Raw genomic sequence first — 15,440 nt, 5'->3', positions numbered from 1 at the left:
GGCTCGCCGAGGGCGTCGCGCTGCAGGTCTGTGACCTGGCTGACCTCGACCGCGTCGGCGCAGACGGTGCCGGCGGGGGCGACCCGCTGGCGGGCGCCTACCGGCTGCTGCTGCGGGAGGGACCGCGCGGGGTTCGCCGCGCGATCGTCGTCGACGTCCGGCTCACCCCGCCGCCGGGCGGCGGTGCGGCCCACTCGTCGTGGGAGCTGCCCGGCGGCACCGCGACCGTCCTCACCGGCCGCCTCGTCGCGGGTGGGCGTCGGGCGCTGCTGGTGAGCGACCTCGGCCGGGAGCGGGCGGCCCTGCTCGACGTCCCCGTGGACACCCCCGGGCCCACCGTGGTGATCGCCGAGCGTCCCGACGCCGACGTGGAGCGGTTCGCCCTTCTCGGCCGCCCCGACCCCGACCCCGCGAGCGCAGGCGAGCGGGCGGTCGTCGTCTGGAACGTGGCGGGACGCAGCGAGCTCACGCTGGTCGACCTGCCGGGCGGCCGCTGCCGGCCGCTGCCGGCACCGCCCCGCGACGTCGTCACCGCCCTGCTGACCCGCCCCGGCGGCCGGGAGCTGGTCCTCGCCCTCGACGGGGCGGCGACCCCCGGGGAGCTGTGGACCTGCGACCTGGCCGCCCACCCCGCCCGCTACCGATGTCTGGTCTCGCACGCTCCTGTCCGGCCGGCGGCGTTGGTTCGCCCCGTGCTGCACACGCTCACTGCGCACGACGGCCGGGAGCTGGCCGGCTGGTGGTACCGACCGCCGGCGCCGCCGGGCCCGCTGCCGACCCTGCTGTACCTGCACGGCGGCCCCGAGGCCCAGGAACGCCCGACGTTCAACCCGCTGTTCCACGCGCTGCTCGCCCGTGGGATCGCCGTGTTCGCGCCGAACGTGCGCGGCTCCACCGGGTATGGCCGGGACTTCGAGGAGGCCGATCACGCCCATCGCCGGTTCGACGGCATCGAGGACGTGGCGAGCTGTGTGCGGGACCTCGTCGAGACCGGCCTGGCCGACCGGGAGCGGATCGGGATCGCGGGGCGCTCCTACGGCGGGTACCTGACGCTGGCCGCCCTGGTGCACTTCCCGCAGTTGTTCCGCGCCGGCGTGGACGTCTGCGGCATGGTCGACCTGGAGACGTTCTACCAGCACACCGAGCCGTGGATCGCGGCCTCCGCGGTGACCAAGTACGGCGATCCGGTCACCCAGCCCGCGCTGTTGCGGGCCCTGTCGCCCCTGCACCGGATGAGCGCGCTGGCGGCGCCGCTGCTCGTCGTCCACGGCGAGAACGACACCAACGTCCCGGTGATCGAGGCCGAGCAGACGATGGCCGCGGCGACCGCCCGTGGCGTCGACTGCCGCTACCTGCTGTTCCCCGGCGAGGGGCACGAGGTGGTCGAGCTTGCCAACCGGGTCCGGTTCGTCCGGACCGCCGTCGACTGGCTGGCCACGCACATGCTCGCCTCACGGCTGCCGCGGCCGCGCAGCGCCCAGCCCGCCTCGGCGGCGTCGCCCGCGTCGCCGGCTTCGGTCGCCGGGCCCGGCTCAGGCGGTCCGGCAGGTTCGTTCGAGCAGGACGAGCTCGCCCACCTCGTCGTCCTCGGCCCGGCCGATGGCCGTGAAGCCCAGGCGGGCGGCGACCCCGAGCGCCACCCCGGCGTGGGGCGGCAGGGTCATCAGCGCCCGGCGCACCCGAGGTTCGCGGAACGCCCAGTCCAGCAGCAGGCAGCCGCTCTCGACGGCGTAGCCGCGTCCGGTGTGGCCGGCGAACGTCGCCTGGCCGAAGGTGACGCAGCCGTCGGCGTCGGGTGGGCCACCGAGGCCGGGTGAGGCGACGGCCGTGCCCGTGGCCCGCTCGACGGCCAGCCAGGTCCACCAGCCGGCGGCCGCCGACTCGGTCAGCGACCGGCCGCGGACCGGGCCGAGGGCGGCGTCGAGCAGCGGCGGCGGCTGGATGTCGGCGATGATCCGGGTGCCGGTGAGCGATTCCAGCTCGCCGCACCGCCCGGCCTGCAGCGCGCCGATGCCGGCCACGGTCAGCGGCCGCAGGACCAGCCGCGGGCCGCGCAGCATCGGCTCGGCGACGATCCCGGCCGGTAGCCGACCGCCGCAGTCCCGCCGGCTGTCCTCCATGCCACTCACCCCGCCCCGGACCCCACCCCGTGCCGACTTCGTCAGGGCGTCACCCGCACGCCGCGGGCCGCTACCGCCCGCTGCCGACCGGTGGCAGCCGAACCGACGGCCGGAGCAGGGTAGCCCGCCGCGGCGCCCGCGGGCGAATCGTTTCCCGGACGTCACAGCAGCCGGAAGGGCGTGGGCGGGACGGATGCGCAGGCTGTCGGGGCCGGCGCCGAGGTCACGGTGACAGACTCCACCGGCCCCAGCCGGACCTCGGCACACACATCACCTGATGGCACTGACACAATACGGCCCGTGAAAATCGAGGAGTTGGAGGCGGAGCGCACCTGGCTGGCATTCGACCCTATGCGCCAGTTGCGTCCGCATCTGACGTCGACAGGGTTCATCCGGCTCGTCAACGAGGTGCAGCGGCCCGAAGGGTACCGACTCGTCGCCTCCTGGGACGGCGAACTCGGCCGAGTCGCCGCCGCGCTCGGCTTCCGGCAGGTGAACTCGCTGGCCGCCGGGCGGCACCTGGCCATCGACGACCTCACGACCCTGCTCCCCGCCCGCGGACGGGGCCACGCCACCCGGCTGCTCGCCTGGGCCGAGCGGGAGGCTCGCCGCCTCGGCTGCGAACACATCCACCTCGACGCCGACACCCACCGCCACGAGGCGCACCGCCTCGCCCTGCGCGTCGGCTACTCCATCTCCGCGTTCCACCTCACCCGCCGGGTGTAGGCGAGCGAGTCCGGGCCCGCGGGCCGACGGGTCAGAGCGTGATGCGGCGGATGGTGGGCAGCCGGGACCGGGTGAACAACCAGCCGCAGGCCACGGCCACGAGCGGCACGAGCACGACGATGCTGGTCAGGCTCAGCCAAGGTGGGACGAACTGCCAGCTCGGGTCGAGCTGCCCGGTACCGTGGCGTTCCATCCAGATCAACGCGAGGCCGGGCACCCCGCCGGCCACGACCCCCAGCACCGCCCCGGTGCCGGCGATCACTGCGGCCTGGCTGGCGGCCAGCCGGCGGCGTACTCCCGGGCTTGCCCCCACGGCGGCGAGCGTCGCCAGGTCGGCGCGACCGTCGGCCGCGGCGAGTCCGACGGCGATGCCGGTGGCGCCGAGAGTGATCACGGCGGCCGCGCCCGCCAGTGCCAACAGCCCGATGTCGTAGGCGCTCTGGTAGCCGCGTTCGACGACGAGGCCGTTGTCGATTCCGGCGTCCGCCAGTGCCGAGTCCGCCCGCTTCGCCTCGGCCGCCGTGGGCACCCGAGTCGTGCTGGCAACCACCGCGTCGGGAATGACCGAGTACCCCCGTGCCAGGACCAGCGCCGGTGGCACGACGACCATGTCGATCGGGATACCGCCGGTCCGCTCGACGAGCCTCCCGGGCAGGACGAGCGTCCGTTCGCCCGACCCGACCCCGACCCCGACCCCGACCCCGGACTCGGACTCGGACGGCCCAGGTTCGTATGGCGGGCTGACCTTCACGACGACGTTCCCGTCCGCCCGTAGGTACCGGGGGTTCGTCACGGCGACGACGCCGGCTGCCAGGGCGGCCCGCACACCGGGGTAGCCGCCGTCGCTGGCGACGTCCAGCGCACTGCCGTCGCCCACCACGACGCCGTTGTGGACCAGGATGAGCCCCCGTTCGCCACACCGTTCGTCGACCGACGAGTCCGACGAGGCCAGGCCGGGGCCGTCGCCGTACGGCGAGTCGCAGGCGATGTCGGTTCGAGGGTCGGGGTAGGCAGGGGACGCACTGTCGCCAGGATCGCCGATGGTGTTGATCGGCGCGACCCTGTCGACAGGCAGGTTCGCTCGCAGCAACGCCTCCGCCAGCGCGGCCGGATGCGGTTGTTCCGGTCCGTTCGGCCCCCACCGCGTCAGGTCGAGCACCACGCCCCCGGGAGCGGCCGACGGCTGGTAGGTGAGCTGGTCGTGGTGGTCGAGCGCGGCGACGTAGAGCGAGATCGCCACCGACCCGGTGACCGCGGCCACCACTGCCCCGACGGCGGGGGCGGTGCGACCACGCTGGCGAGCCGCGTCCCGCAGGGCCACCCGGGCAGCGACCGGCAACCGCCTGGCGGCCCTGGCGACGAGCTCGACGATCGATCCCGCGGTCGCGATCAGGCCGAGTGTCACGACCGCGGTACCGGCAAGCACCGGCAGCGGCTCGACGGTGGCCGCGCCGAGCGCCGCCAGACCGATCCCCACCGCGACCGCGACCACGCCGAGCACCGGGACCCGTCTCGGGGTGACGAGCGGGCCTCGTCGACCGGCCAACGCCGCGACGACGTCGACCCTGCTGGCCTGCCAGGCCGGCACGACGGCAGCCGCGACGGCGGTGAGCGTCCCGACGGCGACGATGAGTGTCAGGTCGAGCAGCCGGACGTCGGTGTGTGCGAAGTCGCCCTGTTCGTAGTGCTCGAGGAGGGGCAGCGCCGCCACGCCGAGACCGGTACCGAGCCCGGCGGCGACCACGGCGGCCCCGAAACCGACGACGAGGCCGCCTGCGAGCACGATGTTGCCGATCTGCCTGCGGTTGCCTCCGCTGGCCGACACCAGCGCGAGATGCCGGATGTTGCGCCGAGCACCGACCGCGAACGCCGGCCCGGCCAGCAGCGCGACCTCGAGCAACACCAGGCCGACGACCGTGGCTGCGAACGCCGCGTCGAGCGCGGGCGAGGTGCCGATACTGCCGGGCACCTCGGGCACGTCGCTCGCGGGGGGTGGATCGGCGAACACCGCCCGGCTCACCACCACCGCGCCCAGCCGGTTCAGGCGCAGCACATCGTTCCAGGTGACAGGGCTCGGGCCCGCCGCGTACAGCGTGTCGCTGCTGTAGCCCGGGGTGCCGCCCGCCGGCAGCAGGCCCGGCGTGCCGAGCACCGCCCTGGCGTTGCGGTCCTCGTTGAGGCGGGCGACTCCCACCACGTCCACGACGCGTACGCGCGGGGAGGCGGTACCGGTAGGGGCGTTGGCGGCCGCGCGGCCCGGTAGTTCGAGCTGCATGGTGTCGCCGACCCCGACGCCGTAGTGCCTGGCGAACGAGGCCGTCACCGTGACCTCGCTCTGTCTGGCCGGCAGTCGGCCCGCGGTGACGTCGACCAGGCCGGCGAGGCGGGGCTCGGTCCACGCGGCCTGGCGCAGGTTCGCCCGCACGAATCGGCTGCCGCCGTGGGCGCCCGGGTCGTCGATCCGCAACCGCGCGTTGTTGGCGTCGTGCACGGTGACGAGCCGGTCCCCGGGCGGCAACGCCGCGGCGAGGTCGACCCGGGCCTGCTCGACGTCGGGCGGACGGGCCGGCCCGCTCGCGGCGGGATCGACCGGGCCGACGGTCTCGGCGTCGGGGCTCTGCGCCATGGGCAGTCCGATATTCCAGGCGTCGAAGCGTGCCTGCAGCTCGGGGTGAGCGCCGAGGTTGCGCCAGACATGCTGCGAAGGGCCGTCGTCCGCCGACCGGGCGATGACGTCGACGCCGGAGACCAGCAGGACCGGTAGCCCGATCATCACGGCGACCAGCAGCGTGCGGCCCTTGGCGCGCAGCGCGTCACGTCGGGCGACCCGCAGGGCCGCCCGGCCGGCGGGGAATCCCAGCTTCGTCACCGCTCGGCTCCGCCCGCTGTGCTCCCGCCGTCCCCGTCGAGCAGGGACTCTGGGGTCGACGGTTCGCCGGTGGAGTCGACCACCATGCCGTCCCGCAGGAACACCACCCGGTCGGCCCAACCGGCGTGTCGTGCCTCGTGGGTGACGAGGAGGCCGGCGGCGCCGGCGTCGCAGCGGGCCCGGAGCACCCGCATCACCTCGCCGCTGGTCGCCGAGTCGAGCGCGCCGGTCGGCTCGTCCGCCAGCACGAGCCGCCGGGGGCCCACCAGCGCGCGGGCGATCGCGACGCGCTGCTGCTGGCCGCCGGACATCTGATCGGGAAACCGGTCGGCGAGCTCGGCCACGCCCACCTCGGTCAGGGCGGCCACAGCCTCCCTGTACGCCTTGCGCGTGGCCACGCCGTCGAGTTCCCGGGGGAGTGCGACGTTCTCGGCCGCGGTCAGCGCCGGAACGAGGTTGAGATCCTGGAAGACGTAGCCGAGGCTGCGTCGACGCAGCGCCGCGAGCGCCTTGGTGGACAGCCGTCCCAGCGCCGTCCCGTCGACGAACACCTCGCCCGACGTCGCGACGTCGAGCCCGCCCGCCAACGTCAGCAGGGTGGACTTGCCCGAGCCGGACGGGCCCATCACGGCGACCAGCTCCCCGGGGTAGACGACGAGGTCCAGCCCGCGCAGCGCGACGACCTGGGTCGCGCCACCGCCGTGGACCCGGGTCACGCCGCGCATGCGCAGCACCGGGGCCGAGGTGGGCGGGGCCGCGCCGGCAGGCGCGGGCTCCGGCAGGCGGGGAGGCGCGATCGAGGTCATCGTCCGCTCTTTTCGGTCGTGGCCGCGCCCGGGCGGCCTGGCGAGGACGGGGCCGTCGGTGCGGGAGCACCGCTCGGGCCGGCGTCGGTGCGGGCAGGCCGGCGGGCCGTCCGCGCGAGCCGGGCCTCGACGTGGTCGAGCCAGCGGATCTCGGCCTCGGCGGCGAACACGAGGCTGTCGAGCACGAGCAGCCAGGCGGTGTCGTTCGACTCGTCGGCCTGGCGGCTCAGCCTGGTGTACTGCTGCACCGCGCGCATCGTCTCGGTGCGCTGGCGCTGCACGACCAGCTGCACGTCGATGCCGGGCAGCGTGACCGCGAGCGCGAGTTTGATGGCCAGCTCGTCTCGGGCCGGAGCGTGCCGGGTGACCGGCGCCGACCACCATTTTTCGGTCTCGGCGCGGCCGGTCTCGGTGAGCTGGTAGACGGCCGTCTGGTCGTCGGCGGTCCCGGCGGTGTCCGCCGGCTCGACGAGCCCGTCACGTTCGAGCCGCTGCAGCGTGGTGTAGACCTGCCCGACGTTGAGCGGCCAGGTCGAGCCCGTCCGTGTCTCGAATTCCGCCCTGAGCTGGTAGCCGTACATCGGGCGCTCGGCGAGCAACGCCAGCAGCCCGTGTCGGATCGACATCACGCCTCCCTGCGCCTGTGCCTGCATCAGCCGGACACGGCATACCTGGTATTCACATACTCGGTATGGTCTGCCCCTTCCGGGACACCATACGCGGTATGGCATACCTGGTATCTACCCGCGGGCCACCGACATGAGGCCGCCCGTGTCGCGTGGACGACAGACTGCCGTGATAAGCCGAACCCGCCCTTGGGGCGGGTTCGATCAGAGTGGTTTCACCGCGCGCGCGGACACGGTGACGGGGAAGTCCTGGTGCACCACGTCCAACTCGGCCACCGTCACGTCCTGGACGGTCAGACCCTGCAGCGCGCAGACGGCGGCCAGGACGTTGCCGTGGCCGCGCACGTCGTCATCGGGCAGGCCGGCGGCGGTGAGTTCGGCGCGCAGCCCCGCGGGAGTCCATCGGTACAGATCCGAGTCCCGGTCGTGGGGATCGAGCCGGGCGAGGGCGGGAACGGTGAGAAGGAGGACGCCGCCGGGGGCCAGCGACTGCCAGAGGTTCGCCAACGCCGCCTGCGGATCCACGTACTGGAGGACCTGGGTGACGATCGCGCAGTCGTAGGCCCGCGGGGGAAGGCTCCCCACCATGTTCAGATCCGCGTGCAGGGTGAGATCCGGATTGTCGGCGTCGATGTCGACGATCGTCAGCTCGGCCGGCGCCCCGTAAAGGGTGCTGTAATGGGGGTTCTTCACCTCCATCACCCGGTTGCCGGTGTAATCGGCGCGGTGGGCGGCCATGAAGCCGTCGATGTAGTGCCGGTCGACCGGCCGCCCCCGCTCGCTGCCGTACCAGGCGGAGAACGGGCTGGTCCGGCGCAGATTGCCCCACCGCACCGGATGCCTCTGCCGGTTCGCCCCCCGCACCGTCGCCCGCGCGGCCGCTTTGCCGCGCCGGAGAAATCCAGCCAGGTTCACTCGCGTCCCCCGCTCTCGCGTCGGCGCCGTCGCGGCCGTGTCCGGCCCCCGGGCGTCACCCCGGTCAGAACCAGCCGCGGCGGCGGCCGAGGTGCTCGAGCTGCTGGTGGAGCAGGCCGGCGAGCGCGCGGCGGTCGGTGTCGTGATGGGCGAGGCGGAAGCGGCTGAGCTCGTCGCGGCCGGAGGACAGCAGCCCGCCGCGGCGGTCGGCCTCGAGCACGACGTCCATCCCGGCGCCGTCGACGAGGAAGGTCACCTCCAGCTCGGAGATCCGCCGGGCGTACTCGCCGGCCGGCTTGAGCTCGATCTCCTGGTAGAAGGGCAGCTCGGAGCCGTGCAGCCGGCCCTTCTCGACGTCCGCGGACCTGAAGTGGAAACCCAGGTCGCCGAGTGCCGCCAGGACCGCCTCCTGCACCGGCAGCGGATGCACGCCCACCGGGTCCAGATCGCCCGGGTCGACCGCGCCGGAGATCGCCAGCTTCGTCCGCACGCCGATCTTCATGCCGCGCAGGTGCCAGCCGCCGACGTCGGTGATCGGCGTCTGCCACGGCACGGGCAGCTCGAACCGGCCGCTGATCTGCTGGCCCGGGTTGATGGTGAAGCCCCCGCCGACCTGCTGGGTGCCGAAGGTGACCTGCTCGTACCAGGTCGAGTCGTCCCGCTCGACCTCGACCGTCGCCTCCAACGAGACGAGGACCTTCTCGACCTCCTGGTCGACCTTGCCGCCGGTGATCGTCGTCGTGCCGGTCACGACCTGACCCGGCAGCGTCTCCGGACGGTCCAGCACGGTCTCGACCTCGGCACCCCCCACGCCGAGCCGCGACATGAACCGCTTCATCCCCATCGTGCGTCCGTCCCCTTCGTCGATGATCCCGGCGCCGTCGCCGGACACGCTCTCACATCTCTACGACAGCCCGATCGAGGGAAACAGCCGCAGGTCGGCAAGGTGACATCGGTCGGGACGCTTGGGACAGTCCGTGACGAAGGTGGAGGACGCCGACGGGGTGGGGCATCCGCCTGCGGGGCGAACCGGTACCATTCCGCTTCGTGACCTGCATCGTCGGGGTTCAGCAGGACGGCCGGGTCGTGATCGGTGGGGACAGCGCGGGTGTTGCCGGCTGGTCCATCACCGTGCGCGCGGACACCAAGGTGTTCCGTAACGGTGAGTTCATCATGGGCTTCACCGACTCGTTCCGGATGGGCCAGCTGCTCCGCTACAGCCTCGTCCCGCCCGTGCCCGCGGACTGGGACCTTGACCGGTTCATGGCGACCGACTTCATCGCGGTCGTCCGTGACTGCCTGCGCGAGGGCGGGTTCGCGCGCAACGACTCCGGCAACGAAAGCGGCGGGTTGTTCCTCGTCGGGATCCGCGGGCACCTCTACCGCATCGACTCGGACTACCAGATCGGCCGCAGCGTCGACGACTACTACGCCGTCGGCAGCGGTGACGAGTACGCCTGCGGCTCCCTGCACAGCACCCGCGGCCTCGACGCGGAACAGCGCGTGCAGCTCGCGCTGGAGGCCGCCGCCCACCATTCGACGGGTGTCTGCCCGCCGTTTCACGTCATCTCCTCCGACGACGTCTACGCCCCTGACGGTTCCGTCAACGCCGGCTGACCACCGTCGGTGGGATCAGCCGTGGGTTTGGTGGGCCGCCTTCGGTGTCGGCGGAGCACGTGGATGGACTCGACGTGGCGGGTGGCGCGGGCGAGGATCCCCGCGGGCTGCGGCCCGGGGACGATGGATGGTGCTCCAACGAGAACCCGGCCGTCGACCGTGCGTGCGGTGACGGTGCCGTCCGTGTCCCGGCCGAGGCTGATGTTCTCGTCGTGCACCGCCCGATGATGGGTCGAGCAGAGCAGCAGCAGCCGATTGATGTCCGTGTCGCCTCCGCGGCCCCACCAGGTGAGGTGGTGCAGGTGCAGCCAGCGGGTGTGACCGCAGCCCGGGTACTGGCAGCGGCCCTGGTCGCGCAGGTGGACGGCGTCACGAAGCCGCTGTCCGGGGAAACGCTGCCGCCGGCCGAGGTGCAGCGGGTTGCCGTCCGGGTCGGTGACCAGCGCGCGGATCAGCCCGTCGCAGCCCAGACGCTCCAGAACGTGGCGCGACAGCCCGACGCCCCCGTCGCCCTGCGCCCACGCCCCGGTCCCGATCCGCGCCACCCCCTGCAGCCCCTTGGCGTCGTCGGTCGGGGTGTCGCCGGCGGGCTGGGTGGTGAGGTGCACGGTCAGGGTGTGCCCGGGGCTCATCAGCCCCGGAGCGGGCCGGTCGAGGAACCCGTCGGCCAACGCGACCAGCGCGTCGGCGTCACGCTGGCGATCCCGCTCCGCCGCATCACCCGCATCACCCGCATCGTCCGCGGCTTCGTCGTCGGCCGGGGGGTGGTCGGGGGCGAGGGGAGTGGTGTCCTCCAGGCTGGCCCGGGCGGCGTTCAACGCCGCGATCAGCCGGGCACCCTCGTCCGGGGACAGCACCGCACGCAGACGCAGCATCCCGTCGCCGTCAAACGTCCATGTCACCCGCCGTGCCGCCTGGCGGGTCCTCGGGTCCCCGTTGGCCTGCCGGTAGGAACGGACGAGACGTTCCAATTGCCCCGCCGAGCAGTGCCGAGCTCGGGTCAGCCACATGCCTTCGGTCGCGGAGTCGGCGACCCGGGTCACCGCGCGGACCTTCGCATACGACAGCATGCCCGCCGCGAACGCCGCCCGGATCAACGGAAGGCCCTCCAACGCCCGGGCGGTGGCGACCTGTTCGCGGGCGGTGCGCAGGCCGAGGCCGCACCGCCACGCCAGCCAGTGCGCACACGAACCCATCCCGACCCCCGACCAGCCCCCACGCCGATCGAACGCCGCCACCGCCAGCAGCCACCCACACGTCGCCGCTGCGATCCGCCCCGCCCACCGGCAGATCACCTCCTCCACCTCCTCCAACGGCAACGCCTCGACATCCACGCCGATCAGCGCGGACACCTCCGACGACAGGGGGGACGGCAGGGGAGGAGGGGACGTGGACGCTGTGCTCATCAGGATCACCGGGCCAGAGGTGTCATCGGTCAACGGACACCGGCATCGTCGCATCCGGCACCGACAAAAACCCACCACAAGATCAATCTGGGTGGGGTGGGGTGGCGCGGGCCAGACCGAGCCAGGGCGGGTCGGATCCCTGCGGTAGAGATGACCTCGATGTTCCGCGGAACACCACCACACACCATCGAGACCAACAGGCGGTCGTGGTGCTCCGCTAGGCGGCGGTCGGGTTCAGGATCGCGCGCACCTGGGCGTCGGAGAGCTGGTAGGAGTAGAAGGTCGAGTAGAAGTACCTGACCTCCTTGGCCATGTCCACGTCCCCGAACAGCTCGGGATGCAGGGTCTTGGCCGCCCACAGCGGCTGCAGCGCGGACTCGGCGCTGCGCACGCTCCACACGTAGACCCCGGTCGGGTTGACGTAGGTCCGCCCGGTGCGCACCGCCGCCACCCCGCTCCACTTGGGGTCGGTGCGGATCTGCTTGTCGGTGGCCGCGTCCTTGGAGATGATCACCTTCGGATCCCAGCCGACGACGTCCTCCAGGCCGACGGTGGCGACGGCCGGCGCCGTGTTGATGCCGTGGGCGGCGGCCAGGTTCCGCCCGCCGGCCTGGGTCAGCCAGAGTTCGACGATCGAGTTCTTCGCCTCCGTCTTCGTCGGTGAACCGGAGGTGTAGTACACGTCGGTGATCTGCGTGCCGGTCAGCCCGGCAGTCCGCTTCTCGACCCGGGCGATGTTGCCGTCGTAGTACTCGCCGAACTTCTTCGCCCGCGCGGGCGCCTCGCCGCCGAGGACGTCCGCGACCAGGCTCACGCCCTGCTTGATCTGTGCCGGCGTCTGGAACGACGCGAACACGACGGTCGGGATGCCGAGCTGGTCGAAGGTGGGCAGCAGCGCCTTGGCGCCGACGAACAGCAGGATGACCTGCGGGCGGGCGGCGAGCAGGGCCTCCTTGTTCACCGTGGTGACCCCCGAGTCGAACACGAGGGCGACGTCCTTGTACGTCGGCACCAGCGTCGGGTAGAGCGGGCTCACCCCGGAGCTGGTGGCGACGAGCCGGTCGGCGGCGCCGAGGACGAGCATCGTCGCGTTCAGCGCCGCGAACCCGGTCGCGACCCGGGTGACCTGCGCCGGTATCCGGACCGACCGACCGGTCATGTCGACCACCGTGCGATCCGCCGACGCGGTGGCCGCCGCCGCTGTCGTGCCCGGTGCTGTCGTGGCCGGCGCCGCGGTGGAGCCCTGCCCCCCGCTGCCGCATCCGACGAACAGGAACAGCCCGAGGACCAGCGCGAGGGCGCTGGTCGCCCGCCGGTGAGATGGTCGGGGTGGTCGGATCGTGGCCATCAGACACGGTCCATGCGACGAGGGAAGTCCCCGTAGTCGCGTACCGGGTAGTGGTGCACCGCCCGGTTGTCCCAGAGGGCGACGGCGTCCGCGGTCCAGCGGAACCGGAGCTGGTATTCGGGCCGGGTCGCCTCCCCCCGCAGCGCGGCGAGCAGCTCGGTGCTGCGCTCGGCGCTCCAGCCGACGACCTGCGGGCGCAGGGCGAAGTTCACGTGCAGGACCCGCTGCCCCGTCTCGGGATGGGTCCGGACGATCGGGCGGGCCAGCAACGGGTAGTCGATGCCGCGGTCCCGGAAGTAGGGCGTCACATCGTGGGTGACGTACAGGTCCTCGACGGCTGTGCGCAGCGCGCTGGGCAGGCCCTCGTAGGCCGCGGCCAGGTCGGCCCAGACGGTGTCCCCGCCCAGCGGCGGGAGGGTCACGGGCCGCAGGATCGACGCGAACGGGGCGGCGACGAAGCCGCTGCCGTCGATGTGCCAGTTCCCGGTCGCGCGACCGCCGTCGCCGCGTCGGACCGGCTGCCTCAGGGTGCTCGCGAGGTGGACCCCGGGATGGTCGGGGTCGCTGGCGGCGGCGAAGTCGAGGATCGATCCGAGGCTGCGCCCCAGGGCGAGCTGTTGGGCGGCGTCGATCGACTGACCGCGGAAGAGGAGCACCTTGTGGGCGGCGAGCAGCCGCCGCAGCTCGTCCGTCCGCGGTGGCCGCAACGGCGCCGCGAGGTCGAGTCCGTCGATCTCGGCGCCGAGGACCGGTCCCAGCGGAAAGACGCGCAACGCGGCGGACGCGGTGCTGTCGGCGCGGTCGTGGTGGTCGTGGCGGTCGTGGTGGTCGGTGTGGGCAGGCGGGGTCGCGGACACGGACGCGGTCACGGATCGTGATCCTTCCTGGCGCGAGGAGGGGTGGCCGATTCCGAGCACGCTGGCTCGGATGTCGACAGCGCTCCGTCGCGCCAGGTCTGGGACGTGTCATGGGCCGGGCGGCCAGATGGCCTCCCAGCGAGGAAGCCAGGCCGATCACCTCGGCTGCGCCAATTTTTTGTGTCGCACACCGCATCTACGGCAAAAATCGGCTACTTTCCGTTGCTTCTGCGCGCAAGAGGTGACCTGTCAAGGGTCGGCGGTGTCGCGGACGACGCGATGTCACTCTCCGTGATTGCTAGGCGTGATCGCTGGGAGTGACGGGTGGAGCGGATGGGTCAGGGGCGCAGGCGCTGGGCGGCCAGCGCGCCGAGTGCCTGCGGGCCGGTGATCGGGGCGAAGCGGTCGGCCGCGGCGCTGAGCGCGGCGTACTCGTCCGCGGCGAGGTCGATGTCGGCCGCCGCGGCGTTGCTTTCCACCTGGGCGATGCCGGAGGCCCCCGGGATCGCCACGACGTGCGGCTGGTGGACCGCCCAGGCCAGCGCGATCTGGGCGGGGCTCGCCCCGTGTGCCGCGGCGACCTCGCGCAGCACGTCGAGCAGCGGCGTCGCCCGGGCGAGGTTCTCGGTGCCGAACAGCGCGCTGGCGGCCCGGACCCGTCCGCTCGGGCGGTTGGTCACGTCGTAGTGGCCCGACAGCAGCCCCTTGGCCAGCGGGCTCCAGGCGATGACGAGCCGGGACTCGCGGGCGGCGAAGTCGAGCAGCGCGGCGCCGCGGCGCGGCCGGGCCAGGCTGTACTCCACCTGGTTGGACAGCACCGGCGCGCCGAGGGCCGCGTCGGCCTCCTGCCAGCGGGCCAGCGAGTAGTTGCTGACCCCGACGTCCCCGACGAGGCCCACGGATCGCAGGACCGCCATGCCCCGCATGGTCCAGCGGTCCCGGATCGCCGGGTTGGGCTGGTGCACCTGGTAGAGGTCGAGGTGGCGCAGGCCGAGGCGGTGCGCGCTGGCGACCGCGCGCTGCTCGACGACCGGGGCCACCGGCACGACCGGCAGGAGCTTGGTCGCCACGTACGCCCGGTCGAGCGCGCCGGGAAGCGCGGCCAGCGCCGCGCCGAGGATCCGCTCGCTGCGTCCCAGGCCGTAGACCTCCGCCGAGTCGAACAGGGTGATCCCGAGCTCGAGCGCCCGGCGGACGATGAGCGGCGCGTCGGTGTCGGCGTAGCGGCTGCCGTAGCCCCACTCCCCGGACCCGAACTGCCAGGTGCCGAGGCCGATCTTCGAAATCCTCTTTGGGCTGACGGTGACGGAGCCCTCCACGTAGCGCATCCGCTCAGTGAACGCCATCCTGCCCGCGGATCGCGACAGGAGGTGTCACGCTGGCACCTGCCACCGTGACGCGCGCGTAGTGTCCCGTGGGCGACAGCGCCCGCGCGCCCGGCGTGTTCGGCTGGGTAGGTGGGTAGCTGCTACCTTGCCCGCAGTCCGATTCGTGCGGAGGCGAGTGGAGGGAGCGCGTTGGTCACCCAGTTCAGCCGCGGGCAGAAGGCGCAGCTCTCGGCGGTTACCCAGAGCACCGACCTGTACGTCGGGATCCAGATCACCGCGCCGGGGGAGTGGGACGTCTCCTGCTTCGGCCTGGACGGCGACGACCGCCTCTCCGACGACCGGTACTTCGTCTTCTTCAACCAACCCGCCTCGCCGGAGAAGTCCGTCCAGCTTCTCGGCCCGCAGTCCGGGGACACCCAGGCGTTCCGGATCAGCCTCGACCGGGTGCCCGCCTCGATCGGCCGGCTGTCGTTCTGCGCCGCGCTGGACGGCGGGGGCAGCGCCGCGGCGATCACGTCGGGCTACCTGCGCATCGTCGTCGGCGGCGCCGAGGTGCTGCGCTACTCCTTCACCGGCGCCGACTTCACCAGCGAACGCGCCGTGATGATCGGCGACATCTACCGCAAGGGCGTGTGGCGTGTCGCCGCGATCGGCCAGGGCTTCCAGGGCGGTCTCGCCGAGCTGATCCGCTCCTACGGAGGCGAGGTCGCCGAGGAGGAGCCGCCCAGCGCTCCCGCTCCCGCCGCACCGCCCCGCCACGATCAGCGCAAGGCGCCCACCCCGTCGCCCGCCGCGCCGGCCCAGCCCGCGCCCGCCTACGGC

13 protein-coding genes and 1 pseudogene are annotated in these 15,440 nt (G+C 73.1%); 4 read left to right on the top strand and 10 right to left on the bottom strand.

Features of this window, described 5'->3' with window-relative positions:
* Positions 1–272 precede the first annotated feature (272 nt).
* Positions 273–1,385 (top strand): annotated as a pseudogene (locus tag ND748_RS35025) (alpha/beta hydrolase family protein); the annotation flags it as partial.
* A 147-nt stretch (positions 1,386–1,532) separates the two neighbouring features.
* Here ND748_RS35025 and ND748_RS35020 read toward each other — a convergent pair.
* The gene (locus tag ND748_RS35020) at positions 1,533–2,060 is read right to left on the bottom strand and encodes a GNAT family N-acetyltransferase (protein ID WP_374215903.1); all 528 of its coding nucleotides are present in this window, start codon (positions 2,058–2,060) and stop codon (positions 1,533–1,535) included.
* Between the two features lie 360 nt (positions 2,061–2,420).
* Here ND748_RS35020 and ND748_RS12085 point away from each other — a divergent pair, with 360 nt between their 5' ends.
* Complete coding sequence (locus ND748_RS12085) at positions 2,421–2,846, top strand: GNAT family N-acetyltransferase (protein ID WP_251745859.1); 426 nt, start codon at positions 2,421–2,423, stop codon at positions 2,844–2,846.
* Between the two features lie 31 nt (positions 2,847–2,877).
* Here the strand turns inward: ND748_RS12085 and ND748_RS12080 are convergent, their stop codons facing one another.
* The 5 genes from ND748_RS12080 to ND748_RS12060 form a co-directional block, all read right to left on the bottom strand.
* The gene (locus ND748_RS12080) at positions 2,878–5,715 is read right to left on the bottom strand and encodes an FtsX-like permease family protein (RefSeq protein ID WP_251745858.1); all 2,838 of its coding nucleotides are present in this window, start codon (positions 5,713–5,715) and stop codon (positions 2,878–2,880) included.
* Positions 5,712–6,440 (bottom strand): ABC transporter ATP-binding protein, encoded by a 729-nt coding sequence (locus ND748_RS12075; RefSeq protein ID WP_374215902.1) that lies wholly within the window; start codon positions 6,438–6,440, stop codon positions 5,712–5,714. Before ND748_RS12075 ends, ND748_RS12080 begins: the two co-directional genes overlap by 4 nt.
* A gap of 77 nt (positions 6,441–6,517) precedes the next feature.
* The gene (locus ND748_RS12070; RefSeq protein ID WP_251745854.1) at positions 6,518–7,147 is read right to left on the bottom strand and encodes a PadR family transcriptional regulator; all 630 of its coding nucleotides are present in this window, start codon (positions 7,145–7,147) and stop codon (positions 6,518–6,520) included.
* Positions 7,148–7,351: 204 nt separating this feature from the next.
* Positions 7,352–7,981: a class I SAM-dependent methyltransferase gene (locus ND748_RS12065; RefSeq protein WP_251745852.1), complete on the bottom strand. Its 630-nt coding sequence runs from the start codon at positions 7,979–7,981 to the stop codon at positions 7,352–7,354.
* Between the two features lie 145 nt (positions 7,982–8,126).
* The gene (locus tag ND748_RS12060) at positions 8,127–8,906 is read right to left on the bottom strand and encodes a sporulation protein (protein WP_251745865.1); all 780 of its coding nucleotides are present in this window, start codon (positions 8,904–8,906) and stop codon (positions 8,127–8,129) included.
* Positions 8,907–9,109: 203 nt separating this feature from the next.
* On the opposite strand from ND748_RS12060, the gene ND748_RS12055 reads away from it, so the two are divergent.
* A complete protein-coding gene (locus ND748_RS12055) occupies positions 9,110–9,679 on the top strand; it encodes a hypothetical protein (protein ID WP_251745850.1) in 570 nt (189 codons plus the stop codon).
* Here the strand turns inward: ND748_RS12055 and ND748_RS12050 are convergent.
* From ND748_RS12050 to ND748_RS12035, 4 genes are all read right to left on the bottom strand, one after another.
* On the bottom strand, positions 9,646–11,085 hold the full coding sequence (locus ND748_RS12050) for an HNH endonuclease signature motif containing protein (RefSeq protein ID WP_251745848.1): 1,440 nt from the start codon (positions 11,083–11,085) through the stop codon (positions 9,646–9,648). The genes ND748_RS12055 and ND748_RS12050 overlap by 34 nt on opposite strands.
* Positions 11,086–11,302: 217 nt before the next feature.
* The gene (locus ND748_RS12045; protein ID WP_251745846.1) at positions 11,303–12,433 is read right to left on the bottom strand and encodes an ABC transporter substrate-binding protein; all 1,131 of its coding nucleotides are present in this window, start codon (positions 12,431–12,433) and stop codon (positions 11,303–11,305) included.
* The gene (locus ND748_RS12040; RefSeq protein ID WP_251745844.1) at positions 12,433–13,302 is read right to left on the bottom strand and encodes a TauD/TfdA family dioxygenase; all 870 of its coding nucleotides are present in this window, start codon (positions 13,300–13,302) and stop codon (positions 12,433–12,435) included. The genes ND748_RS12045 and ND748_RS12040 overlap by 1 nt, the downstream gene beginning before the upstream one ends.
* A gap of 326 nt (positions 13,303–13,628) precedes the next feature.
* Positions 13,629–14,618, bottom strand: a complete 990-nt coding sequence (locus tag ND748_RS12035; protein WP_251745863.1) for an aldo/keto reductase — start codon at positions 14,616–14,618, stop codon at positions 13,629–13,631.
* A 189-nt stretch (positions 14,619–14,807) separates the two neighbouring features.
* Between ND748_RS12035 and ND748_RS12030 the strand changes: the two genes are divergently transcribed.
* Positions 14,808–15,440, top strand: a 633-nt coding sequence (locus ND748_RS12030; protein WP_251745842.1) for a TerD family protein, incomplete at its 3' end; no start/stop codon positions are given.

The organism is Frankia sp. AiPs1 (genome assembly GCF_023716945.1).
Taxonomy (GTDB): domain Bacteria; phylum Actinomycetota; class Actinomycetes; order Frankiales; family Frankiaceae; genus Frankia.
Note: the sequence above shows the minus strand (reverse complement) of the source record. Positions and strands in the feature narration are given on the sequence as shown.